The organism is Algoriphagus marincola DSM 16067 (assembly GCF_000429405.1).
In the GTDB taxonomy this organism is placed as follows: domain Bacteria; phylum Bacteroidota; class Bacteroidia; order Cytophagales; family Cyclobacteriaceae; genus Algoriphagus; species Algoriphagus marincola.
The window spans coordinates 170,795-194,700 of sequence record NZ_AUBU01000003.1 but is presented as its reverse complement, the minus strand read 5'-3'; the positions used below and the strand labels follow the sequence as shown (position 1 = coordinate 194,700).

Here is a 23,906-nt window from a genome sequence, read left to right as displayed (position 1 = left end):
TATAAATAACTCAATGGCTACAACAGAAACACACTTTTTGGGAGTGGACGTGGGAGGAACCCATCTTAAAATCGGATTGGTGAATAAGAGTGGTGAAATCCTTGATTTTGATAAAGAAGAAACACATCCATTCAGAGAACATCCTAATGGATTTGGAGAAGCATTTACAGAAGGATTAGGGAAATATTTTCGAAAATATCCTCAGGTAGAAAAAGTGGGTATTGGTCTTCCAGGATTAATTTCAAAGGATCGGACTACCCCTTTGGAGATTCCGGCTATCCCGGCCCTGAATCAATTCAAACTCAAAGAAAGCCTTGAAGCGAAGTATCCGGACAAAGAATTTTTTCTGGAAAATGATGCCGCCGCCGCCGCTATCGGAGAGTTCTATTTTGGTAAAGATGATCCATCTGACAACTTCCTGTTCATTACAATGGGTACTGGAATTGGAAGTGCTTATGTAATTGATGGTGAGGTTTTTAAAGGGTCAAGAGGAAATGCTCTCGAAATGGGTCATATGCTTTCCAGAGGAAATGCTCGTCTAGAAACATTGATCGGAAGGCAAGGTATTCTTGATATTTTGGCTCGAATGATAGATGCATTCCCCGAAAAGGCAGGAAGGCTTAAGGGAGCTACCTTAGGTTCACATTTATTGGTAGATACTGCACGTGAGGGAAATGAAGTTTCTTTGATGGTTTTCGAAGAAGTAGGAGAGATTCTAGGTCAATCCATCGTATCTACCATACGGATTTTAGATGTCGCCGAAGTTTACTTTGGAGGGGGAATTTCTGCTGGTTTGGAGTTTATGATGCCAGCTTTGGAGCGTACCATTCGTCAATATTTGACACAGTACTATAATAAAGATTTGAAGCTCAAAAAAGCTACACTAGAAAACAATGCCGGTACCTTGGGTGCTGCAGCCCTTTGCTTTATGGGTTCAGGTCTGTGATCGTTACTTCAGAGACTTTAGAAATTGCATTCATTCGGAAAAGAACCTTTAGGGGTTCTTTTTCGCTTTCTACGCCTTCACAGTTTTCAGGGCTAGGCTCTAAGAAGTAAAAAAAGAAGCTTTGACTTTTATCGACCAACTCCACACGATCAGGTCTTCCAAAGGTCTTGATCAAGGCTTGATTACTTGCTCCTAGAAAGTTGTTTTTAATTCGCTCCATTTCCTGCATGTCTTGCATTCGAAGGCCTTTACAGCCGTACCGATCTGCTTTCCAATTCTCGATATTGAGTCCCTCGGTATCTAATTTTTGGCTGCAGGATGCTAAGCTCAAAGAAAATATCAGGGCAAAAACGATGGGAGATAAAAGGCGTGTGTTCATGGAAGGCAAAGGTAAGGGCTTATTCCCTGTGGAAGGTCTTAAAATTAGATTTATTTGGATTGAAGCTATTTTTGGATAGAGAATCGATGTCAGGCGAAATTGTTTTCTACCATGATTTATCCATTAAACTGAAATTCAAACTTTTGGAAAGTAATGACATTTTTTGTCACCCTTTTGCCTGATGTAATAAGACGTCGGTTTGGGCAAATACTTTATATTAGCAGCTTAAATTGACATCACATGTACTATAGATTCGGAAAGGCATTCTATTACTTCAGTATCGTTATATTTCTCTTTTTCCTGCTTTATTTTTATTCCGCTCTACCTGAGCAAGTTTATCTTCAGCTTGACGCTGAGGATCGATGGGCCAAAGGCAATTATTTCTATGGAATGATTAGCCTTTTTGTGATTTTCAACCTGATTTCGCTTTTGCCACCAAAACTTCTGGAAACCAAATCATGGAAAAAACTTCATCGTCTCTTCCCAATCGGTGACCCTTTTCGGGATTACTTGCTCACTTGGTTTTATTCCTTTGGCGGGATTTTGAATCTCAGCTTGGGAATGATGGTGTTTTATACCCATTCTATCAATAATCAGCAAGAGATCACGGCAGATCAATTCAGCGTTTTCTTTTACCTTATACCAGCATTACTCCTTGTCTGGATAATTGCACTCTTTTTGCTTTTTGTAGGTAAAACCAAAAAACTTCAAAACCCTTCAGAGTACTAAAATATACTATGGCAGACCAAGTAAAATACAACGAAGATAGTATCAAATCCCTTGATTGGAGAGAGCATATCCGATTGCGACCGGGTATGTATATCGGTAAATTGGGAGATGGAAGTGCCCAAGATGATGGGATTTACGTGTTGGTCAAGGAGGTTTTGGACAACTCTATCGATGAGCACATGATGGGATATGGGCGAACGATTGATGTCAAAATTTCTGAGCATAAAGTAGAGGTCAGAGACTACGGTCGTGGAATTCCATTGGGAAAAGTGATTGACTGTGTTTCAAAAATCAATACCGGTGGAAAGTATGATTCTGGTGCCTTTCAAAAGTCTGTGGGTTTGAATGGAGTCGGTACCAAGGCGGTCAATGCACTTTCTGAATACTTTAAAGTTCAATCTTACAGAGATGGAGAGACGAAAGTTGCCGAATTTGAAAAAGGAGTTTTGAAGGAAGACCGAAAAGTGGAGAAATCCTCAGACCGAAATGGTACAAAAATTATTTTCTCTCCAGATCCTACAGTCTTCAAAAATTATCATTTCATCCCCGAATACCTTGAAAATCAAATTTGGAATTATGCCTACCTGAATGCAGGTCTGACCATTAATTTCAATGGAAAGAAGTACTTTTCTGACAAGGGGTTGTATGATCTTTTGGCCAATAAGGTGGATGAGGAAGCGATTCGCTATCCGATTATCCATCTGAAAGGAAATGATATAGAAATGGCCATGACTCACTCCAATCAATATGGAGAGGAGTATTATTCCTTCGTCAATGGTCAATTTACTACCCAAGGTGGAACTCACCTTGCAGCTTTTAGAGAAGCCATCGTGAAGACCGTTAGGGAATTTTACAAGAAAGACTACGATGCTTCCGATATCAGACAAAGCGTCGTGGCATCGATAGCCGTACGGGTGCAGGAACCTGTATTTGAGTCTCAAACCAAGACAAAGCTGGGTTCACAGTCTGTGGGGCCGGATGGACCGACTCTTCGGACATTTGTCAATGACTTCGTAAAAACCGAACTGGATAATTATCTCCACAAAAACCCAGCGGTAGCTGATGCCTTGCTAAAGCGAATCCTACAATCAGAGCGGGAGCGAAAGGAGATTTCAGGCATTAAAAAATTGGCGAATGAACGAGCCAAGAAGGCCAATCTTCACAATAAAAAACTTCGGGATTGTCGGGTTCATTATGATGATCCTAAGGCTAATGAGGATCAGAAGAACAACACCATGCTGTTCATTACAGAGGGGGATTCTGCCTCGGGTTCCATTACTAAATCCAGGGATGTTCAGACTCAGGCGGTGTTCTCTTTGAGAGGAAAGCCGCTCAACTGCTATGGTATGACCAAAAAGGTGGTGTATGAAAATGAGGAGTTCAACCTTCTGCAGCATGCTTTGAATATTGAAGATGGAATTGAAGGGCTTCGGTACCGAAAAATTGTAATTGCTACCGATGCGGACGTAGATGGAATGCATATCCGTCTGTTGATCATGACCTATTTCTTACAGTTTTTCCCGGATTTGGTGAAAAATGGTCACCTTTTCATCTTGGATACTCCACTATTTCGGGTAAGGAATAAGAAGGAGACCATTTATTGCTATTCGGATGAAGAGCGGCAGCGAGCCATTCATAAACTTGGAAATAAACCCGAAATCACTCGATTTAAGGGTTTGGGAGAAATCTCTCCGGAAGAATTCGGGACATTTATTGGTGAGGATATTCGACTCGAACCCATTATTCTAAGGAAGGATACCAAGATTGCTGATCTCCTGAGCTTTTACATGGGTAAAAACACCCCGGATCGCCAAAAATTCATCATCAAGAACCTCAAGATCGAGAAAGATCTTGCATTGGATGACCCCAAAAACAATGAAGTAGTAGAAGAGGAGGAAGCTGCTTGATTGCGGAAATAATGAGCGATTGGGCAGGTTGCATAAAAAATGCAATAAACATTCTTATTGTCTTGAGTATAAGAAGTGCTTTTAAAAGACTTCTTAAAACAAATTTGGATTAATACATGAGCGAAGAAACAAATAAACCAGAAGAGACGGACGATAGCCTACACAACTCAGTGCCTGTGACAGGCATGTATAAGGATTGGTTTTTGGACTATGCTTCCTATGTAATTCTGGAGCGAGCAGTTCCAGCCATTGAAGATGGTTTGAAGCCTGTTCAGCGTAGAATCCTTCATGCAATGAAGGAAATGGATGATGGGCGCTTCAACAAAGTGGCCAATATCATTGGTCAATCCATGCAGTATCACCCACATGGTGATGCTTCGATTGGAGATGCCATCGTCAATTTGGGACAAAAGGATCTGCTCATTGAGACCCAGGGTAACTGGGGTGACATTCGCACCGGTGATTCAGCTGCAGCCGCCAGATATATAGAGGCCAGACTTTCCAAGTTTGCTCTTGAAGTAGTCTTTAATCCACAGACTACCGATTGGCAATTGTCCTATGATGGAAGAAAGCGAGAGCCTGTTACTTTGCCTGTTAAATTCCCTTTACTCTTAGCTCAAGGGGTGGAAGGAATTGCCGTGGGTCTATCTACCAAGATTTTGCCTCACAACTTCTGCGAACTGATTGAAGGTTCGATTGAAATTTTGAAAGGCAATACGACGAACGTACTCCCGGACTTCCTGACGGGAGGTTTGGCAGATTTTTCAGAATACAATGGGGGCCTTCGAGGAGGAAAAGTAAAAGTTCGAGCAAGAATTGAAGAGGAAGATTCCAAAACCTTGGCAATTAAGGAGATACCATTTGGAACTACTACTGATTCTTTGATTGATTCTATCCTCAAAGCGAACGATAAAGGAAAGATAAAAATCAAGAAAGTCGTAGATAATACGGCTAAGGATGTTGAAATCCAGATTCATCTTGCCTCGGGAGTTTCTCCTGATGTGACAATCGATGCATTATATGCTTTCACGGATTGTGAAGTTTCCATCTCTCCAAATGCCTGTGTCATTGTCAATGAAAAGCCGGTTTTCATTTCAGTTAATGAAATTCTGGAATACAATACCAAGCAGACCAAGAAGCTTCTCAAGCAGGAATTAGAAATCCGAAAAGGGGAGTTGATGGAGAAATTGCTCTTCTCATCCCTTGAAAAGATCTTCATTGAAAACAGAATCTATCGAGACATAGAGGAATGTACTACTTGGGATGAGGTTTTGCAGGCAATTGATAAAGGATTGGATCCTTATAAGCCTGATTTCTATCGGGAAATTACCCAAGAAGACTTGGTTCGACTGACCGAAATAAAGATCAAGCGTATCTCCAAATACGATTCCTTCAAGGCAGATGAGTTGATGAAGCGCCTGCAGGATGAATTGAAAGAAGTCAATCACAACCTAAGACACCTTACAGACTATTCAATCAAATACTATGAACGATTGCTCGAGAAGTATGGAAAAGGAAGGGAGCGGAAAACTGAAATACGTGCCTTTGATACCATTCAAGCCACTGTAGTAGCTGCAAACAATGCCAAGCTCTATGTCAATAGAAAGGATGGATTTGTAGGCTCAGGTCTAAAAAAAGAAGAGTTTGTTTGTGATTGTTCGGACTTAGATGACATCATTGTGATCCGCAAGGACGGGAAGATGATGGTTTCCAAAATTCAGGATAAGGTCTTCATGGGAAAAGACATCCTTCATGTTGGGATCTATCGAAAAACAGATGATCGACTCACCTTTAACCTGATTTACTTGGACGGAGCCTCAGGGAGAGCGATGGTTAAGCGCTTCCAACCTGGTGGTGTCACTCGAGATCGAGAATACGATTTGACCAAGGGTACAAAAGGATCCAAAACCCTATATCTCACAGCCAATCCAAATGGAGAAGCCGAAATCGTCACCGTTTATCTGACTCAGGGTGCCAAGGCTAGGGTTAAGGTTTTTGACTTTGATTTTGCTGATTTGGATATCAAAGGAAGAGGAGCAGGGGGTAATATCTTGACAAGGTATCCGGTCCGAAAAGTTCAGCTGAAGATGGAGGGTGTCTCCACGCTTGGTGGCTTGGACATCTATTACGATCCGGTAGTTGGTCGTCTGAATACCGATGAAAGAGGTAATTTGATTGGTAATTTCTTAGGAGAAGATCGGATTTTGGTTTGCTATAAATCAGGGGATTATGAGCTGACCAACTTTGAACTGACTAATCGCTATGAACCAAACGATGTATTGCTGATCGAAAAATTCGATCCCGAGAAGGTCTTGTCTGCTGTCTATTACGATGGGGGAAGCAAGAATTATTTCGTCAAGCGATTCCAAATTGAAACAACTACCCTGAATAAGAAATTTAATTTCATCACGGATCATCGTTCTTCAGCTCTTAAGTTGATCTCTTCCGAAAAACAGCCTCAGGTGAAAGCCATCATCACAAAAGGAAAGGATGAAGAGGAGCAAGTCTACGACTTGGATATGATCATTGATGTAAAGGGCTGGAAGGCTATGGGTAATAAATTGAGTTCTTACCCGATAAAGAGCCTGGAGCTAATTGCTCATAAAAAAGAGGAAAAGCAATCCTTAAAGGAGGAAGGAAAGGATGAAGATTCCGACGAAATAGAGATTGGAAGCACGGTGGACCTTTCACCCAAAAAGGATAGTGACGAAGAGCAATTAGGCTTGTTTTGATGCAATAAAGGCCATGGGTGATATTGAATCGGATTTTGATAAGGGGCTTCTCGATTACTTGGGACAGTATGTTACTGATCATAAGAAAAAGGTAATCGAGGAAGTTCTTGCCAAGCGCACCCGACATTTTACCGTCGTCCTGGAAGATATCTACAAACCGCACAATGCCAGTGCTGTGATTAGAACCTGTGACTGCTTTGGCATTCAAGATATGCATGTCATTGAGAAGACCAATGCTTACAAAATCAACCCGTATGTAACCCGAGGAGCTTCTCAATGGGTGGATTTGCATAAATACTATAATCCTGAAGGCTCTTCGGTGGACATGTGTTTTGATCAACTTCGGGGTCAGGGATATAAGATCCTTGGCACAAGCCCTAATGCAAATTCAATCCCGATTTCGGAATTAAAGGCCGATGAGAAAATTGCTTTGGTTTTCGGAAATGAGCATGAAGGAATCTCTTCAGAAGTCCAGGGAAAAGTCGATGGATTGGTTCATATTCCCATGTTAGGCTTTACAGAAAGCTTCAATATATCTGTTTCAGCCTCCATCTTTCTTTTCGATCTGGTTCAGAAAACTCAGAAACTTGATATTCCGGATTTTCACCTAAAGGAGGATGAAAAAAACTTGCTTAGGCTAAAGTGGTATCGCAGTATTGTGAAGCGATCAGATCTTCATGAGAAGATGTATTTTGAGAGTTTGAAAGGAAATTAGTAAGCCGGTCCAATCTTCAATTTTTCCCAAAAGCTGCTTTTTTCGGAGCTATTTGCCTTTCTGGCTTTTTGACGTTGCTTTGCCCTCTTTTTTTGTTCTTTGCTCTTTACCAATACGGTTCTGGCTGAAATCCCGACTTGACCTCTAAAAAACTCTTCCCGCCCGGCAATATTGATGTTTGGTTTGTAATCAAGTGAAATCACTGCATTCGCTACGGTCAATTCCAATCCTGCAATCATATCAAGTCCAAAAGTTGAGTTTCCGTATGTGTGCACGATTTGCCGTGTTTCAGGTATTTTTTGAAAGCTTTCCTCATTTCCGAAGGCTGGTCCTGCACCTAAATAGTTTTTGAATCTCTTTGAAATAATGGGTCTATGGAATTTTGCCAAAGCAGAAAAGGTGGTGTTTCTCGAGAAGTCAGACTGAAGAATCAATTCTGCTGAAATACGCTTTTGGATTCGTTGCTCAAGCGTAAGTCCTACTGTACGGTTCAGATCTGAACTTCCTACACGAAGACCTAATGCGGTACCATATCGTTGAGCTATCACGGATGAAGGAAGGTTGATTATCGCGGCCAAAAATAGAAATAGTGCTGCTTTTTTAATGTAATTTGTCTGCATATCATCCTCTGTTCCAAATTTTATTCCAACTTAGAACCGAGCTACTTTATTCCTTTTATTGACAAAATCCTGGTTTATGAAGAAGACTTTAAAAATCATCGGACTCATCTTGGCCTTGGCTTTCATTTCCTGTATTATTTGGGTTTTTATTAAGACGAAAGACAGGCATCCTGATTATTGGGTAGATTTGGATTTGGAAGGAGAACAAAACGAAATTCTTGCAGGCTTTTCTAAGGTGTCTATTACTCCGACCTACTTTGAAACCTGGACCGATGCCAACGGAGATGCTCAATACAATCCTGAGGATGGAGATACTTTTGAGGATAAAAATCAAAATGGTGAGTTTGATGCTATTTGGTTAGCAGGTTTTCAAAATAATCGACCAGCACAGGGAGTACTCGACTCTTTGTGGGCTAGAACGATGGTGCTGGATGCCGGAAATATCAAAATGGCCTTGTGTGTGATAGATATGATTGGCTTTGGAAATGATGAGATTATCAGCACGAGAAAGCTAATCGAAGCGCAAATTCCTTGGATTGATTATGTGATTATTGCCAGTACACATGTTCACTCTTCTCCTGACCTGATGGGAATGTGGGGACCCTCCAGCTTCAAGCGGGGAGTCAATCCGGAATACCTGGATCAGGTGCAAAGAGGAATAGTAAAAAGTGTGGAAGAGGCTTACAAATCCTTACGTCCGGCAGAATTTAAGTTTGCAGAGGAAACTGACCGGCTTAAGCCTTTGGTAGGGGATACGCGGCCACCTGTGATTTTGGATGCGAGTCTTCGCCTGATGCAAGTTTTGGATAGAGAGACAGGAGAAACGCTTGGTACCATAATGAATTGGGGAAATCACCCCGAAACGCTCTGGTCTCAGAATATTCAAATCAGTTCAGACTTTCCAAGTACTTGGAGAGATGGAGTGGAAAATGGGATTTCTCTTTCTGATTCCATGAGTATTGATGGGTTTGGCGGCGTAGCGATCTTCCTAAATGGTGCCGTAGGTGGCCTGATGACTACTCATCCCAGTATGCCGATACAAGATCCGATTTCTGGAGAAGAGCTTTTGGAGCCAAGTCCCGAAAAAATGAAAGCACAGGGAGATATTCTGGCACAAATCACTCTGGAAACCCTTGCTGATACAAGCTTGAATACTTTCTCCAAGTTGAATTTGAGACTGAAAGCTAAAAGTTTTGCACTTCCACTGGATAATAAGCTTTTTCAATTAGCGGCGGTCATCGGAATTTTTGACAGAGGTTTTGTCAGTTGGAAAAAAATCCGATCTGAAATCGCCATTTGGGAATTAGGACCGGCAAGCTTTTTACATGTCCCGGGAGAACTTTATCCTGAAATTCTTCATGGAGGAATAGAGTCTCCCGAAGGAGCTGACTTTGGAATAGAACCGGTAGAGGTGCCAGCAATCAATGCTTTGACTTCTGGTCAATTCAGGTTTTTCGGTGGAATTTCCAATGATATGATTGGTTATATCATACCTAAAAGTCAGTGGGATGTAGAACCTCCATATACCTATGATTATGAAGATCGGCCTTATGGGGAGATTAATTCAGTGGGACCTGAAACTGCCCCTATCCTTCATCAGGAGTTGAAGTCCTTGTTGCAGGATTTTTATAAAAAAAATCCCCAGTGATGGGGATTTAAAATTTAATCTTGGTGGATAATGATTTTTTCTATTTTATCACCCGCCCGAATATCGTCGATGATATCCAAGCCTTCTACAACCTTACCGAATACGGTGTGATTTCGATCTAGGTGTCGCGTGTTGTCACGATTGTGACAAATGAAAAACTGCGATCCACCTGTATTTCGGCCGGCATGGGCCATTGAGAGCACTCCTCTGTCATGATATTGATTGTCACCAGTCAATTCGCAATCGATTTGATAGCCTGGTCCTCCTCTTCCTGTACCTTCAGGACAACCTCCCTGAATCACAAAATTGGGAATTACCCGATGGAAAGTAAGTCCATCGTAGAATCCTTTTTCAGATAAATCCACAAAATTTTTGACAGTGTTAGGGGCATCCTTCTCGAAAAATTCCACTTTCATGGTTCCTTTCTCCGTAATAATCTCTGCTGTTTTCATTTTTCTAATAATTAATGGCATAAAAATAAACGGAGAATATTAATTCGTAGCATAAAAATTAATAATCTATAAAAAAAGCCCGCTCAAAATGATGCGGGCTTCGGTCACATTTGGGTTATTGAATGTTTTAGAAATTTGGAGCCCCTTTGAGAATATCCTCGGAGGCATAGTCTTCAAATTGTTTGAAATTTTCGATAAAGGACTTGGCTAGCTTTGAAGCTTGTAGATCATAATCCTCAGGATTTTTCCAAGTTTTTCGCGGATTAAGGACTTCGCTAGGTACTTCAGGACAAGTTTGTGGAACATCAAATCCGAAATATCGGTGGGACTTAAACTCCACTGAATCTAGCTTTCCTTCCAAAGCGGCAGTGATCATCGCACGTGTGTAACTTAGCTTCATCCTAGAGCCAATTCCATAAGGGCCTCCAGTCCAGCCAGTGTTGATTAGCCAAACATTAGTCTGGTACTTTTCCATTTTTTCGCCAAATAGCGTAGCATAAGCTGTGGGGTGTAGCGGTAAAAATGCCGCTCCAAAACAAGCAGAAAAGGTCAATTTTGGCTCGGTAATGCCCATTTCTGTACCAGCCACCTTTGCCGTGTATCCTGAAATAAAATGATACATCGCCTGACTTTTGTTTAATCTGGAAATGGGAGGAATCACTCCAAAGGCATCTGCAGTCAAGAAAAAGATATTCTTAGGCACAGGGGCTATAGAAGGTTCCTTTGCATTTGGAATAAAATTGATGGGATAAGCCGTACGGGTATTTTCAGTGACAGACTTATTTGCAAAATCCACTTCTCTCGAGCCGTCCTTAAAACGGGTGTTTTCTACAATGGAGCCGAATTTGATCGCATCCCAAATCTCAGGCTCTTTTTCCCTAGTCAAGTCAATGACTTTAGCGTAACAGCCACCTTCAAAATTGAAAACGCCATTCTCAGTCCATCCGTGCTCATCATCACCAATCAGAGATCGATTTGGATCAGCAGATAGGGTGGTTTTCCCTGTTCCAGAAAGGCCAAAGAAAATAGCTGTGTCATCGTCTTTTCCCACATTGGCAGAACAGTGCATAGAGAGCGTCTGATGCTCATGAGGAAGGAGATAATTTAAGACGGAGAAAATACCTTTTTTCATTTCTCCGGCATATCCTGTCCCTCCAATCAAAATCATTCGCTTGCTCAGATTTAAAATAGCAAAATTGGGGCTCTTGGTACCATCGACCTCTGGATCTGCCTGAAAGCCAGGTGCGCAGATGATGGTAAAGTCGTTTTCAAAGTTTTCTAACTCTTCAGCACTCGGTCTCAAAAACATATTGTTGCAGAAGAGATTGTGCCATGCCCAAGTATTTACAACTCGGATATTTAATCGGTACTCTTGATCAGCTCCAGCATAGGCATCTCTTACAAAGAGATCTTTGTCTGCTAGAAATTGCTTCATTTTTTCAAGCAACTGATCAAACTTTTCTTCCTCAAAAGGAATATTGATATCTCCCCACCAGACCGAGTCGGCAGTCTTAGCATCGCGAACGATGTATCGATCCTTGGGAGATCTTCCGGTAAATTTTCCGGTGTCCGCCATCAAGGCACCGGTTGAGGTGAGCGATCCTTCATTCCTTGCCAATGCATGCTCTACAAGTTCGGCAGGTGGAAGGTTGTAGTGGATTTTTCCAGTCGTGTGGAGATCTAGAAAATCCAAAGGAGAAGTCTGGGCATCCAGCGCTAAATCCTGCATAAAATTTGGGTTTATATTCTGAAAATATCTTGGTCAAAATTAAAGAAAAATAGCCGATTGAAAATCAAAAAATCTGCTTTTTTTGACCATTCAATCGATTACGAAAGATTTTCAATAAATTATTTGGTGACCTTTCAAAAATGTAGTATTAAAGCAATTTATTCGCTGACTTTTATCATAGTTTGAAGTGAAATTTATTATTCTGAGGAAAGCTTTTTTTGGAACGAAGTCCAGAATTCTCTTATCATTGTAAAAATCTATCCAACCAAAAGAAATTATCCTTGGAAACACCTAATACTCCGGAATTCGAAGGGCCAACTATTTTTGGCCATCCAAAAGGGCTGATGACGCTCTTCTTTACTGAAATGTGGGAGCGATTTAGCTACTACGGAATGCGGGCCCTCTTGATTTTATTCATGACGGCAGCTATTACCGAAGGGGGCCTTGGTTTCGATGACAAAACATCAGGAGCTATCTACGGACTTTATACTATGGGAGTCTATCTTTTGGCACTTCCCGGGGGTTGGCTGGCTGATAGGCTTTTCGGTCTGAAAAAATCAGTGTGGTATGGTGGTATCATCATTGCCATGGGGCACTTTACGATGGCTCTACCAGGCATCTTTTCATCGGGTGATTATGCTTCTAAAACAGCATTAAGTACACTCGATACCACTTCATTCTTTCTTGGACTCATTCTTATCGTCTTTGGTACTGGACTTTTAAAGCCTAATATCAGTTCGATCGTAGGCCAGCTTTATCCAGAAGGAAGCTCTAAGCGAGATGCAGGATTTTCAATCTTTTACATGGGAATCAACCTTGGTGCTCTGATTGCTCCAATTGCTTGTAGCACTTTAGCAGAATACGATTGGCACCTTGGTTTTGGTTTAGCTGGATTTGGGATGGTGCTAGGATTGATTCAATACAAATTGACAGGTAGCTCTCTAGAAGGATATGGGGATGCGCCTATTGTGTCAGATGACTTTGAGCAGGCCAAGCAAAATAAATTGAAATCAGCAGTTACCTGGATAGGTATAGTCTTGGTTGGACTGATAGGAATTATGTTTACTGGCATCGTTCCTATCGATGTGGTAGCTATTGCCGGGGCATCAGGTACTATCATTGCCTTGGTTGCTTTTGCATATCTGGGCTATGTGATCCTCTTTGGAGGATTAGACAAGTCTGATAGAAATAAAGTCGGGGTAATTGCTATTCTATTTTTATTCTCTGCGATGTTTTGGTCAGGCTTCGAACAGGCTGGGTCTACCTTGAATCTTTTCGCAGAGCGATTTACAGATCGTTCGGTACTTGGTTTTGAGATTCCAACAGGTTATTTCCAATCGATCAATTCCATGTTCATTATCATTTTCGCGCCGATCTTTGGCGGTCTATGGGTATGGTTGGGAAGAAGAAATCTTGAGCCTAGTTCTCCAATGAAATTCACCCTTGGCTTATTTATGTTGGGTATGGGCTTTTTAGTGATGTATTTCGCCGCCAAAATCGCAGCTTCTGGTGAGCTAGCAGCACCAACTTGGCTAATATTCACTTACATGCTTCACACATTCGGTGAGCTGGCACTTTCACCGGTTGGTTTGAGTTTGGTAACCAAACTAGCTCCAAAAGGCTATGGAGGTCAAATGATGGGAATTTGGTTCCTGTCAGTTTCACTAGGAAACCTCTTTGCAGGATTGATTGCAGGTGAGGCGAGTGGTGGTACCGAAGAGGCTTTGGCTCAAATGCCGGATCAGTACATGTTGATCGTTTACACAGTGATTGGTTCTGCGGCCTTGCTATTCATTCTGAGACCAATGATTCGAAAAATGATGGGTAACGTTCATTAATGTTACTCACAGGAATAAATGAAAAAAGGCTATCGATCTGATAGCCTTTTTTATTTTTTGCGTCTGTAGCAAATTTGCTGTAGGCTTTTAATTAAAATAGACTGGTTTGAACTGTGGCAGGTTTACTTGCCTGTATGGTACCTTTCAGCATATCCTGCAGGAGTTTGAGGAATCCAGGTTGCAAACTCTCCGGATTGATTTTTACTTCTTTTCCATCATAACCTACAGGGCCGAGCATTTTTTCAAAACCGATGATCATACTCCAAATCGTATAAAAAGTGATCTCAGGCTGAAGTTCAGGCCGGATACTCCCATCCTTGATTCCCTGACTGACCATCATCACGCCAAATTTGGCTGGATCATGGTGGATTTCCAGGAGCTTTTGGAAGTGCTGACTCTCTAGGATAAGCGGATCAATTTCTTTTCTGCTCTCTTCCTGATTGTACTTTTTGACCAAATCCATAAAATTGATAATGGCATCGTAGAGGATTTGATTTTTGCTGGCAAAGTCTACCACTCGGATGACCAAATCGCTGATTTTCTCCATTCCGGTTTTTCCTTTGCTCAAATAAACTTCCCGAAATTCATCCTTAAATTGATCAAAGGCCTTCTTGGTCAAAGCCATGAAAAGGTCTTCCTTATTCTTATAATAAAAGTAGGTGAGGCCTTTGCTCATTCCTACCTCTTGGGAAATATCACTCATTCTGGTAGCCTGATAACCCTTGGAAGTGAAGAGTCGGATGGCGGCATCCAAAATGAGTTTTTCTTTATTCTTTTCTTTAGGCATGGATTGCTTGAGCTAAAATGTAATTCAAAAGTGAATTTATTAAACCTGGGTCAAAAAACAGAAGGGCTTTAAAAAGAAAAAGACAAAAAATGGCCAAAATTTAATTTTGACCATTTTTTGTCAAACTATCAGGCTTCTACTTTGACGATGAAGTAATTCTTTTTGCCTTTTTGGACCAAAAGATATTTTCCCTGCAGAAGCTTCGATTCAAACTTTCCATTGGGATCGGTAATTTTTTCCTTGTTGATACTCAAGCCACCGCCTTGGATGAGTTTGCGAGCCTCACCTTTAGAGCCAAAGATCACCCCTTGCGTCATTTCGCCAAAAAGATCCAAGTTTGACTCCAGCTGTTCAAATTCAGCCTTAGAAATCTCTACTTGTGGGACCCCTTCGAATACCTGCAGGAAAGTTCTCTCGTCTAATTTGGATAAATCTTCCGTTGAGGATTTCCCAAAAAGTATTTGCGAAGCTTTGACTGCAAGCTCATATTCTTCCTCGCTATGCACCATGGTAGTGACCTGCTTAGCGATTTCTTGCTGAAGCAATCGAAGGTGAGGAGCTTCTTGATGCGCTTTTTCCAGGTCTTCAATTGTTTTCTGGTCCAAGACGGTGAAGATTCGAATGTATTTGGAAGCATCTTCATCTGATACATTCATCCAAAACTGATAGAATGCATATGGAGAGGTTTTTTCTGGATCCAACCATACCGAACCGCTTTCAGTCTTTCCAAACTTACTTCCGTCCGCTTTGGTGATAAGAGGAACCGTCAATGCATATGCAGGTCCTCCACCCATTCTTCGGATAAGCTCTGTACCAGTGACGATATTTCCCCATTGATCCGAACCGCCAAGCTGCACGGTGCAATTGTTGTTTTTCCAGAGATGGTAAAAATCATAGCCTTGAATGAGCTGGTAAGAAAACTCCGTGAAGGAAAGGCCATTTCCGTCCTCTAGTCTTCTTTTGACACTATCTTTTGCCATCATATAGTTGACAGTGATGTGTTTTCCTATATCTCGGATAAACTCAAGAAAGGAGAATTTTGACATCCAGTCGTAATTATTGACTAGTTCGGCTTTGTTTCCGGTACCACTGCTGAAGTCAAGGAATTTAGCCAGCTGATTTTGGATAGACTTGACATTGTGATCCAAAGTCTCTTTGTCTAGAAGATTTCGCTCGGCAGACTTGAAAGAAGGATCGCCGATCATTCCTGTAGCACCTCCGACCAATGCAAATGGCTTATGTCCTGCGCGCTGAAAGTGTAATAGCGTCATAACACCTACCAAATGCCCGATATGAAGTGAATCTGCAGTGGGGTCAAATCCCAGGTAGGCAGAAGCCATTCCTTTATTCAGGTGTTCTTCGATTTCCGGAGTCATGTCTTGAAGCATTCCTCTCCAGCGTAGTTCTTCTATAAATGAATTCATGTGCAGCTTTTCCTAATTAAGCCGCAAATATAGGCCGATCAATTAAGGGAAGGAAAGAAAACTACCACAGGAATTTCAAAAAGCTCTGATTAAATATCTTTTCTGCAATGCTATTGCAATTTTTCTTACTTTCAAGCCTCAAAAATTCAAATTCATGATAAAGAAATTCACTTTAGTTCTTTTCGCATTATTGATTGGTCAGCTCTCTTGGGCTCAAGATGATCCGAGATGGGTGAGGTATCCAGCTATTTCTCCCGATGGTAGTCAAATTGTATTTACCTACAAAGGAGATTTATACTTGGTTCCAAGTGCCGGTGGTGAAGCCAAACAACTCACTTTCCACGAAGCCCATGATTACAAAGCCGTATGGAGTAAGGATGGAAAGCAGCTTGCTTTTGCATCAGATCGCTACGGTAATTTTGACATATTCATCATGAACGCATCTGGTGGACCGGCATCAAGGCTCACTTTCCATTCAAATGATGAGATGCCTTTTGATTTTACTGCTGACGGCTCAGGAGTGATCTTTGGGGCACAGCGAATGGATCTCGCATCTCACAGACAATATCCAACTGGTTCCCAGCCTGAGCTCTACAAAGTACCTGTAAAGGGTGGGAGAGTGGATCAAATTTGGACTATCCCTGCTGAGTATGTTCAGAGCAATGCAGATGGAACAAAAATGATCTATCATGATAAAAAAGGCGGCGAAAATGAATGGAGAAAGCACCACGAGTCTGGAATTGCCCGGGATATTTGGATGTATGATGCGAATACAGACACGCATCAGATGTTGACTACTTTTTATGGCGAAGATAGAAACCCTGTGTTCTCTCCGAATGAGGAGGAAATTTATTACTTGAGTGAGCAGAATGGAGATTTCAATGTCTTTTCTATGCCGGTTTCTGATCCTTCGAATCCAAAGGCTTTAACTGATTTGAAGGATTTTCCGGTTCGTTTTCTAACGATTTCTAAGGATGGGCTGATGAGCTTTAGCTTTGATGGGGAACTTTATACGCTGAAGGCAGGAGAAGCACCTCAAAAAGTTGAAATAAGCTTAGCAACTCAGGCTATTGCTAATCCTGATAATTTTATTTCTATCAACGGAGGAGTAAGCGAAATGAGTCTTTCACCGGATGGAAAGGAGATAGCTTTTATTGCACGTGGTGAGGTGTTTGTGACGGCAGTGGATGGAAGCTTGACCAAACGAATTACCGAAACAGCTGAACAAGAGCGTTTTGTGGAATTTGCTCCGGATGGAAAGTCCATTTTTTACTCAAGTGAACGTGATGGCCGCTGGCAAATTTTTAAAGCTGAAAAAGTTCGGAGCGAAGAGCCATTTTTCTTTGCCTCAACGCTTATTAAGGAATCACCGATGTTGGACTTGGAAGTAGACGCCTACTTACCCAAGCTTTCACCCGACGGAAAGAAATTAGCTTATGTTGAGGATCGCCGATCTATTATGGTCATGGATTTGGCATCAAAGGAAAAAGTCATGCTGCTTTCTCCGGATGATCTCTACCACATGCGTGATGGGGATCAGTACTTCACCTGGAGTCCAGATAGTAAATGGCTTTTGGCTTCTTACAACCCAACCATGGTCAATGGTGAGGTCGTGCTCTTGGATGCTAGCGGCAAAGAACCTTTCCGTAACCTTACCAAGAACGGCTATGATGATGGAAGTGCTTTATGGGTGAATGGTGGAAAGCAAATGCTTTGGTTCTCCAATAGAGATGGTCTAAGAAGTTATGCTACCTCTGGCAGAAGCGAGCGAGATGTTTACACCCTTTTCTTTGACAAAGGTGCCTGGGATAAGTTCAATCTGAGTGAAGATGAGTTTAAACTCATGAAAGAGCTGGAAAAAGCTAAGAAAGACGGCGAAAAGAAAGATTCTGAGAAAGAGGATAAGAGCAAGGATAAAAAAGAAATAAGTCCGCTCAATTTTGACTGGGAAGGAATTGAAGAGCGAAAGGCTAGGCTAACTATCCATAGTAGTAGCTTAGGAGACGCGGTTTTGAGTAAGGATGGAGAAAAACTGTATTACCTAGCTAGATTTGAGAAAGGATACAATCTCTGGTCGACCAATATCCGAACCAAGGAAACCAAACAGGAATTGAAGCTGGATGCCAGCTATGGTAACCTCATGTGGGACAAGGACCAAGAAAGCCTTTTCCTGCTTAGCAATGGCTCAATTTCCAAAATCAATCCTAGCTCTATGAAGCGAGAGTCGATCAAAATAAGCGGTGAGATGACTTATGACCGAACTGCGGAGCTTGATCATCTTTTTGATCACGTATGGCAGCGAACTCAGGGCATTTTCTACACTCCTGATATGCATGGAGTGGATTGGGAGAAGGCAAGAATTGATTATCAAAAGTATTTGCCTCATATCGGCAATAACTATGAATTCGCTGAAATGCTTTCCGAAATGCTTGGTGAGCTCAATGTCTCTCATGCAGGAGCAAGGTATTCAAGAAGTATTTCCATGCCTGATCAAACAGCTTCATTGGGAGTGTTTTGGGATTATGGCTTTGAAGGAGATGGTATTAAAATCACAGAGGTCATTTCTGGAGGTCCTTTGGACAAAGCCGATCTAAATGTGGATGCCGGAATGATCATTCGATCTATTGATGGGATCGCTATTTCAGCTGATATGGATTTTGCGAAGCTACTAAACCGCAAAGCTGATAAGTTCACATTGATTGAATTGACCGATGCCAATGGACAAAATGCACAGCAGCTGACTATCAAGCCGATATCACTTCGTGAGGAAAATGGCTTGCTTTATAGACGATGGGTCAAGAAGAATCAAGAAGAAGTAGCTGAACTAAGCGGTGGTAAGTTGGGATATGTTCATATTCCTGGAATGAGTGACGGTCCGTACAGAAATGTGTATGAGGAAATGATGGGTAAGTATCATGATACGGAAGGTGTCATTGTCGATACTCGCTTTAATGGTGGGGGTGATTTAGTAGCTGATTTGGCTATGTTCTTCACTGGAGAGCGCTTTTTAACTTATGCAACCGAAGCTAAGGAAGTAGGGTATGAGCCTACTGCTCGCTGGACTAAGCCGACCTTGGCTATGTTCAACGAAGCTAACTATTCAGATGGTCATTGTTTTGCCTGTGGATATACTGATTTAGAAATCGGTAAAACCGTGGGTATGCCTACTCCGGGGACTTGTTCTTTTGCCGGATGGGAAGGTTTACCAAATGGCGTTAGATGGGGAGTAGTACCGATTTCAGCTAAAAACCAAGCTGGGGAATGGCTAGAGAATAACGAAACCAAGCCTCAATTTGAAGTGAAAAATATACCTGGAAAGATTGACAAAGGCATCGATCAGCAACTGGAGAAAGCGGTCGAGGAGCTTTTGAAAGACGTTCAATAAAAAAGGAAAAAGGCTGTCAGATAATTCTGACAGCCTTTTTTAAATGCTTACCCAAAATTTCGCCGTATCTTATTGATAGTTCTTGTTGTTCAAAGACTCTTCTCCTTTGAAGAATTTGTTGAGCTTTGCGAATGAACTATCGAAGTATCCCTCAAGCATACGCTTGATGATAAATGTACGGTACTCGTCTTTAGAGACGATTGGAAAATACTCATGGCTTTTGCCATAAGATTTGTGACTTACAAATCCTTTTCTTTCAAGGATTCTGACGATAGTCGATACAGTGTTGTAAGCCGGCTTTGGCTCTGGCATTGGAAGAAGAATATCTTTCACGAATCCTCGCTCGATATCCCAGAGGATTTGCATAATCTCCTCTTCCGCTCTGGTTAATGGTTTCATAAGTTTTTTGGTGTTAAGTTTTAAATCGAAGGTAAATTATTCGTTTAGTTTCTTAAATCCAAGAAAAATACAAAAATTAGTATTACTATTTAGTTGAAAAATTTTTAAATTACTGAAGGTCAGTAAAATAAAAAAGGGACAATTTTTTGTCCCTTTCGTTTTTTATACTGTTCGAAGTTTAATAATCTTCGATGCGTGCAATAGTTTTACAATTGGATAGGTCGGATCAAACTCATACCACTTCACTGCAAAGTTTGGACGATTTGGTAATTTGTGATGGTTGTTTTGGAAAAGCTCTCCGAGCATCAAAACATCAAGTAATAGACTATTTTTAGACTTATCATTGTTATCAAAGTTAGAATAACCATACTTGTGACCGCTCCAGTTTACAATAGCACCATGCACAGGTCCCATCAAGAAGTGAATTGGCAATAAGAAGTACATCCACCAATGAGTTCCGGGAAGTTCAAAGACTGTAATACAAAGTACGTAGATCAATACGTACAATAGACCCCAAGCTACTCGAACGCCCATATTATCTGCAAACTTGTCAAAGGTCAACCAATCGGGAATATCTTTTGAAAATCTTTCTTCAGGCTTGAGTCGGAAAGAAAAATACTCATTGTAGATATTTTTGGTTTTCCACATCATGGTGAAAAGGTTTTCGGTATGATGTGGGGAGTGAGGATCTTTTGGCGTATCACTGTAAGCATGGTGCATTCTGTGAAGCACCGCATAAGCTCTAGGAGAGAGGTAAGAGCTACCTTGCCACATCCAAGTAAAGATGTAGAAGAAACGCTCCCAGAATTTGTTCATTTCGAACATTTGGTGAGCTGCGTATCTGTGAAGGAAGAAACTTTGGCAGAATAGAGAGAAATACCAGTGAAGGAGGAAGAAAATAATGATAATCACAATAAACTATTAATTAATACTGAACAAATATAACCCATGAATTTTGAATATCTGAATTCGAATTTCCAGATTACTCAAATATTTTTCGATATTAGTTTTTATACCCAACCAACCTTTTGAAACCATGCCCAGAGAAAGTAAAGCTCCAAATTTCTTAGTGAAAATACTGATCGGAGGAATCTCGGTTCTAATTGCGGAATTTTTTATTCCTGGCGTATATATCGATACTTGGACAACAGGTTTCTTGCTTGCAGGGTTATTGATTCTAATCAATATAACCATCAAGCCTTTGATGATCCTTTTGACTTTGCCTCTTACCATTATCACTTTAGGATTATTTTTATTGGTAATCAACGCCTTTGCAATCCTGATTGCTGACTACATCATTCCAGGATTTTCAGTAGATGGATTTTGGTGGGCATTGCTTTTTGCGATCGTCCTCAGTATCATCAATTCGCTATTTGGAAACAACATGGACTCAAGAGATTGAGATGCTTCGGTCTCCCTGCCTGATATAGAATTTCTCTTCAGAGTTTTGACTTTCCCTCCAAAGGACTCCCGGCGAAGGAGCTTTTTCTACTTGGACCAAAAGCAACAGTTTATCAGCTGATTCATAAGGACTTGGATCATTATCAACATAGCTTAACTTTTTGAATGACAACTCGGCTTTTGGATGACAATGCAATTCATTGGCCGATTCGATCATATAGATTTCCTCCTCTGGATCTATCCCGATAACTTGATTTTGATCAGAGATACCGACCACGATCTCTCCTCCGTTTGTATTGGCAAAGGCAGCAATAGTCTTCGCTATTTTCTTTTTTGAGGTGATCTTTTGTTTCCGATCAAATGACTGGTTTTCCTTAGATTTTAGAATATAGTTCATCGAATCCTCGTCAAACTTTTCAATTTTGGCTTTATCCATTGATAAAATTTTTCTATTTTCTTTTTATTTCAATCTAGAAAGTTAACTTTCCACTTTGACTCTAATTTTGTTTTAACATGAATCCTCAGAATAACCCAGGATTTTCACCAGAAGAAATCGCCAAACTAAAAGCTAAACTCAAAAGTATTGGTAAACCCTATCAACTAGTTGAAGATGCCGAAAATTCCGATGAGTATGTGAATTTTTACTTTATCGGAATGTATGAAGGCAAAGAGGTCATCTATGATGCGGCACTTTACACTTTGAGACTTCATCATGCCAGTGAGGTCTATGAGCTTGCCGAACATGAGGCTGCGAAGAAGTTTCCTAATTTCAACGGAATTCGCTACGAAGAAGATGAAAATGGAAATTTATTGCCTCTATCCAGTGAGGAAGAGGAGATTGGTTGGTTTATTACTGAAATGATCATGGAGATCGAAGAAGAAGAAACTGTCAAGGTTCAGGAATTCATCGATATTGATACCAATCATGATTTTGGAATTGGATTGGATGCAGCTCTTAATGTGGAACATATCGACGATTCAAGTATCCGGAAGTTTATTCTAGAATACAACGAAGACACAATTTCACTGGATGAGACTCTTTACTCCTTTCAGTCAGAAGAAGAAGACGTCTGATTTACTGATTAAAACACTTTCAATGGACGCTTGTTAAAATGCAAGCGTTTTTTTTATGCTCAAAATAGCCTGGTCACCCGAATATTGCCATCCTTTACCTCCCGGACACCGTTTTCCGATGGAGAAATACGAATTGCTGCCTGCGCAATTGCTCTATGAAGGGACTGTCACCGAAAGTAATTTTTTTAAGCCAGAAGTAGTCGATGAATTGCTTATAGGCCAAGCCCATGATATTTCTTATTGGGAAAAGCTAAAAAACCTCAGCCTAAGCCGATCTGAGGAGCGAGCCACGGGATTTCCATTGAGTGAGGCCTTAGTAAAGCGTGAAATTCTAATTGCTGGAGGCTCGGTGCAAGCTGCTGAATTTGCAATGGAGCATGGAATTGCTTTAAATATTGCAGGAGGGACACATCATGCATTTCGGGATCGAGGAGAAGGCTTCTGCCTATTGAATGATATTGCTCTGACAAGCTTTCACCTCTTAAATTCTCAAAAAGCTAAGAAAATTTTGGTCATTGATCTGGACGTACATCAGGGCAATGGGACTGCTGCTATTTTTAGAAATGAGCCTCGAGTGTACACATTCAGTATGCATGGCGCCAAGAACTACCCACATCGAAAAGAAAAGTCTGACTTGGATATTGAATTAGCAGATGGCACTGCTGATGAGGAATACCTTTCTATCTTGGACAAAAACTTAAAAAAGTTGATTGATGACTTTCAACCTGATTTTTTGATTTATCAATGCGGAGTTGATGTGCTTTCTTCTGACAAATTGGGGCGATTGGGAATGAGCATTCAAGGAGTCTATGAAAGAGATCGGAAGGTACTTTCTGTAGCAAAAATGAATAACCTACCAATCATGTGCTGCATGGGGGGAGGCTACAGTCCTAAAATCAGTCAAATAATTGATGCGCATGCCCAAGTCTACCGATTGGCGCAGGAAATGTATTTTTGATTAGGATATTTTAAGGACACAGTTCAATTACAGGGCTTGTCAAGTCAATTCTTTCTTTATATTTGCGCCCTTGTCAAGCATGTAAAATCCACCTTGAATTTGGTAAGCAGTGAGCGACCTTTGAAATGCGCTTATTTCTCCATTTTCAAAGAGCCTAAATTAATTCTCAATAAAATGAAAAAAGTATTACCCCTATTTTCCCTGGTTTCTGCATTTGCAGTAATGCTATCCTGTCAGCCAAAAACTGAACAAGCAGCAGAAACTACTACTCAAAGTGAATCTTCTGTAGAATTTTCTGACCTGAAAGTGGCTTTCGTTTTGACTGATAGTGTGATTAATAAGTATGAGTACTTCAAGACAAAGTCTGCAGAGCTTCAGGAAAAAGGAAAGAAGTTTGAATCTGATTTACAAGGTCGAGCAAGAGGTTTCGAGCAAGAAGTTGCTAATTTCCAGCAAACTGGTGGAAATATGACTCCTAATCAGCAGCGAGCAAAGCAAGAGGAGCTTGTGAAGAAAGAGCAGAATCTGATGACTTATCGTGACAACCTGATGCAAGAATTAGCTGGTGACGAAAGTACCCTCTACAGTGAGGTTTATGATAAGGTTCAGGCTTATTTGAAAAAATATGCAGAAGAAAATGATCTAGACCTTATCCTTAGCTACACGCGTGGTGGTGCTGTTTGGTATGGTAAAGATGCCCTAGATTTGACAGATAAGGTGGTAGAAGGACTCAACCAAGAGTTTGCTAGCGAAAAGCCTGCTGCACAATAAATAATATCGAAT

General features: G+C 41.1%; 21 protein-coding genes. 12 read left to right on the top strand and 9 right to left on the bottom strand.

Annotated elements, in window-relative coordinates; all coding sequences use genetic code 11:
- Positions 1 to 13: 13 nt before the first annotated feature.
- On the top strand, positions 14 to 946 hold the full coding sequence (locus G457_RS0106505; protein ID WP_026945751.1) for an ROK family protein: 933 nt from the start codon (positions 14 to 16) through the stop codon (positions 944 to 946).
- Here G457_RS0106505 and G457_RS0106500 read toward each other — a convergent pair.
- A complete protein-coding gene (locus tag G457_RS0106500; RefSeq protein ID WP_035483334.1) occupies positions 927 to 1,325 on the bottom strand; it encodes a hypothetical protein in 399 nt (132 codons plus the stop codon). The genes G457_RS0106505 and G457_RS0106500 overlap by 20 nt on opposite strands.
- A gap of 240 nt (positions 1,326 to 1,565) precedes the next feature.
- On the opposite strand from G457_RS0106500, the gene G457_RS0106490 reads away from it, so the two are divergent.
- From G457_RS0106490 to G457_RS0106475, 4 genes are all read left to right on the top strand, one after another.
- Positions 1,566 to 2,054, top strand: a complete 489-nt coding sequence (locus tag G457_RS0106490) for a hypothetical protein (RefSeq protein ID WP_026945749.1) — start codon at positions 1,566 to 1,568, stop codon at positions 2,052 to 2,054.
- Positions 2,055 to 2,062: 8 nt separating this feature from the next.
- Positions 2,063 to 3,961, top strand: a complete 1,899-nt coding sequence (locus tag G457_RS0106485) for a DNA topoisomerase IV subunit B (RefSeq protein WP_026945748.1) — start codon at positions 2,063 to 2,065, stop codon at positions 3,959 to 3,961.
- 116 nt (positions 3,962 to 4,077) lie between these two features.
- Entirely contained in the window at positions 4,078 to 6,693 is a 2,616-nt protein-coding gene (locus G457_RS0106480; protein WP_026945747.1) for a DNA gyrase/topoisomerase IV subunit A, read from the top strand.
- A 13-nt stretch (positions 6,694 to 6,706) separates the two neighbouring features.
- Entirely contained in the window at positions 6,707 to 7,408 is a 702-nt protein-coding gene (locus G457_RS0106475) for a TrmH family RNA methyltransferase (protein WP_026945746.1), read from the top strand.
- Here the strand turns inward: G457_RS0106475 and G457_RS0106470 are convergent.
- Entirely contained in the window at positions 7,405 to 8,028 is a 624-nt protein-coding gene (locus G457_RS0106470; protein ID WP_026945745.1) for a hypothetical protein, read from the bottom strand. The two genes, G457_RS0106475 and G457_RS0106470, sit on opposite strands and share 4 nt — an antisense overlap.
- Before the next feature lie 76 nt (positions 8,029 to 8,104).
- Here G457_RS0106470 and G457_RS0106465 point away from each other — a divergent pair, with 76 nt between their 5' ends.
- The gene (locus G457_RS0106465; RefSeq protein WP_026945744.1) at positions 8,105 to 9,676 is read left to right on the top strand and encodes a hypothetical protein; all 1,572 of its coding nucleotides are present in this window, start codon (positions 8,105 to 8,107) and stop codon (positions 9,674 to 9,676) included.
- 14 nt (positions 9,677 to 9,690) lie between these two features.
- On the opposite strand, the gene G457_RS0106460 is transcribed toward G457_RS0106465, so the two are convergent.
- Both G457_RS0106460 and pckA read right to left on the bottom strand, forming a co-directional pair.
- The gene (locus tag G457_RS0106460; RefSeq protein WP_026945743.1) at positions 9,691 to 10,128 is read right to left on the bottom strand and encodes a peptidylprolyl isomerase; all 438 of its coding nucleotides are present in this window, start codon (positions 10,126 to 10,128) and stop codon (positions 9,691 to 9,693) included.
- A 127-nt stretch (positions 10,129 to 10,255) separates the two neighbouring features.
- Entirely contained in the window at positions 10,256 to 11,857 is a 1,602-nt protein-coding gene (pckA, locus tag G457_RS0106455) for a phosphoenolpyruvate carboxykinase (ATP) (RefSeq protein ID WP_026945742.1), read from the bottom strand.
- Positions 11,858 to 12,201: 344 nt separating this feature from the next.
- On the opposite strand from pckA, the gene G457_RS0106450 reads away from it, so the two are divergent.
- On the top strand, positions 12,202 to 13,695 hold the full coding sequence (locus G457_RS0106450; protein WP_100627790.1) for a peptide MFS transporter: 1,494 nt from the start codon (positions 12,202 to 12,204) through the stop codon (positions 13,693 to 13,695).
- Between the two features lie 91 nt (positions 13,696 to 13,786).
- Here the strand turns inward: G457_RS0106450 and G457_RS0106445 are convergent, their stop codons facing one another.
- Together G457_RS0106445 and tyrS are read right to left on the bottom strand one after the other, a co-directional pair.
- Positions 13,787 to 14,482, bottom strand: a complete 696-nt coding sequence (locus G457_RS0106445) for a TetR/AcrR family transcriptional regulator (RefSeq protein ID WP_026945740.1) — start codon at positions 14,480 to 14,482, stop codon at positions 13,787 to 13,789.
- Between the two features lie 128 nt (positions 14,483 to 14,610).
- Entirely contained in the window at positions 14,611 to 15,906 is a 1,296-nt protein-coding gene (gene tyrS, locus G457_RS0106440) for a tyrosine--tRNA ligase (protein ID WP_026945739.1), read from the bottom strand.
- Between the two features lie 154 nt (positions 15,907 to 16,060).
- Here tyrS and G457_RS0106435 point away from each other — a divergent pair, with 154 nt between their 5' ends.
- A complete protein-coding gene (locus G457_RS0106435) occupies positions 16,061 to 19,291 on the top strand; it encodes a S41 family peptidase (RefSeq protein ID WP_051260732.1) in 3,231 nt (1,076 codons plus the stop codon).
- Positions 19,292 to 19,360: 69 nt separating this feature from the next.
- On the opposite strand, the gene G457_RS0106430 is transcribed toward G457_RS0106435, so the two are convergent.
- Together G457_RS0106430 and G457_RS0106425 are read right to left on the bottom strand one after the other, a co-directional pair.
- On the bottom strand, positions 19,361 to 19,690 hold the full coding sequence (locus tag G457_RS0106430) for a BlaI/MecI/CopY family transcriptional regulator (protein WP_026945737.1): 330 nt from the start codon (positions 19,688 to 19,690) through the stop codon (positions 19,361 to 19,363).
- Between the two features lie 162 nt (positions 19,691 to 19,852).
- Positions 19,853 to 20,602 (bottom strand): acyl-CoA desaturase, encoded by a 750-nt coding sequence (locus G457_RS0106425; RefSeq protein ID WP_026945736.1) that lies wholly within the window; start codon positions 20,600 to 20,602, stop codon positions 19,853 to 19,855.
- 124 nt (positions 20,603 to 20,726) lie between these two features.
- Here G457_RS0106425 and G457_RS0106415 point away from each other — a divergent pair, with 124 nt between their 5' ends.
- Positions 20,727 to 21,092: a phage holin family protein gene (locus tag G457_RS0106415; RefSeq protein ID WP_026945735.1), complete on the top strand. Its 366-nt coding sequence runs from the start codon at positions 20,727 to 20,729 to the stop codon at positions 21,090 to 21,092.
- On the opposite strand, the gene G457_RS22200 is transcribed toward G457_RS0106415, so the two are convergent.
- Entirely contained in the window at positions 21,081 to 21,527 is a 447-nt protein-coding gene (locus G457_RS22200) for an AlbA family DNA-binding domain-containing protein (protein WP_051260731.1), read from the bottom strand. The two genes, G457_RS0106415 and G457_RS22200, sit on opposite strands and share 12 nt — an antisense overlap.
- A 77-nt stretch (positions 21,528 to 21,604) precedes the next feature.
- Here G457_RS22200 and G457_RS0106405 point away from each other — a divergent pair, with 77 nt between their 5' ends.
- The 3 genes from G457_RS0106405 (at position 21,605) to G457_RS0106395 (ending at position 23,894) form a co-directional block, all read left to right on the top strand.
- Positions 21,605 to 22,165: a hypothetical protein gene (locus G457_RS0106405; protein ID WP_026945734.1), complete on the top strand. Its 561-nt coding sequence runs from the start codon at positions 21,605 to 21,607 to the stop codon at positions 22,163 to 22,165.
- 55 nt (positions 22,166 to 22,220) lie between these two features.
- Complete coding sequence (locus G457_RS0106400; protein WP_026945733.1) at positions 22,221 to 23,123, top strand: histone deacetylase family protein; 903 nt, start codon at positions 22,221 to 22,223, stop codon at positions 23,121 to 23,123.
- Positions 23,124 to 23,297: 174 nt separating this feature from the next.
- Positions 23,298 to 23,894 (top strand): OmpH family outer membrane protein, encoded by a 597-nt coding sequence (locus G457_RS0106395; protein ID WP_026945732.1) that lies wholly within the window; start codon positions 23,298 to 23,300, stop codon positions 23,892 to 23,894.
- The last annotated feature ends 12 nt before the right edge of the window (positions 23,895 to 23,906 follow it).

Coding starts and splice junctions, on each gene's coding strand:
- G457_RS0106505 (WP_026945751.1), top strand. CDS start 14: ATGGCTACAACAGAAACACACTTTTTGGGAGTGGACGTGGGAGGAACC.
- G457_RS0106500 (WP_035483334.1), bottom strand. CDS start 1,325: ATGAACACACGCCTTTTATCTCCCATCGTTTTTGCCCTGATATTTTCT.
- G457_RS0106490 (WP_026945749.1), top strand. CDS start 1,566: ATGTACTATAGATTCGGAAAGGCATTCTATTACTTCAGTATCGTTATA.
- G457_RS0106485 (WP_026945748.1), top strand. CDS start 2,063: ATGGCAGACCAAGTAAAATACAACGAAGATAGTATCAAATCCCTTGAT.
- G457_RS0106480 (WP_026945747.1), top strand. CDS start 4,078: ATGAGCGAAGAAACAAATAAACCAGAAGAGACGGACGATAGCCTACAC.
- G457_RS0106475 (WP_026945746.1), top strand. CDS start 6,707: ATGGGTGATATTGAATCGGATTTTGATAAGGGGCTTCTCGATTACTTG.
- G457_RS0106470 (WP_026945745.1), bottom strand. CDS start 8,028: ATGCAGACAAATTACATTAAAAAAGCAGCACTATTTCTATTTTTGGCC.
- G457_RS0106465 (WP_026945744.1), top strand. CDS start 8,105: ATGAAGAAGACTTTAAAAATCATCGGACTCATCTTGGCCTTGGCTTTC.
- G457_RS0106460 (WP_026945743.1), bottom strand. CDS start 10,128: ATGAAAACAGCAGAGATTATTACGGAGAAAGGAACCATGAAAGTGGAA.
- pckA (WP_026945742.1), bottom strand. CDS start 11,857: ATGCAGGATTTAGCGCTGGATGCCCAGACTTCTCCTTTGGATTTTCTA.
- G457_RS0106450 (WP_100627790.1), top strand. CDS start 12,202: ATGACGCTCTTCTTTACTGAAATGTGGGAGCGATTTAGCTACTACGGA.
- G457_RS0106445 (WP_026945740.1), bottom strand. CDS start 14,482: ATGCCTAAAGAAAAGAATAAAGAAAAACTCATTTTGGATGCCGCCATC.
- tyrS (WP_026945739.1), bottom strand. CDS start 15,906: ATGAATTCATTTATAGAAGAACTACGCTGGAGAGGAATGCTTCAAGAC.
- G457_RS0106435 (WP_051260732.1), top strand. CDS start 16,061: ATGATAAAGAAATTCACTTTAGTTCTTTTCGCATTATTGATTGGTCAG.
- G457_RS0106430 (WP_026945737.1), bottom strand. CDS start 19,690: ATGAAACCATTAACCAGAGCGGAAGAGGAGATTATGCAAATCCTCTGG.
- G457_RS0106415 (WP_026945735.1), top strand. CDS start 20,727: ATGCCCAGAGAAAGTAAAGCTCCAAATTTCTTAGTGAAAATACTGATC.
- G457_RS22200 (WP_051260731.1), bottom strand. CDS start 21,527: ATGGATAAAGCCAAAATTGAAAAGTTTGACGAGGATTCGATGAACTAT.
- G457_RS0106405 (WP_026945734.1), top strand. CDS start 21,605: ATGAATCCTCAGAATAACCCAGGATTTTCACCAGAAGAAATCGCCAAA.
- G457_RS0106400 (WP_026945733.1), top strand. CDS start 22,221: ATGCTCAAAATAGCCTGGTCACCCGAATATTGCCATCCTTTACCTCCC.
- G457_RS0106395 (WP_026945732.1), top strand. CDS start 23,298: ATGAAAAAAGTATTACCCCTATTTTCCCTGGTTTCTGCATTTGCAGTA.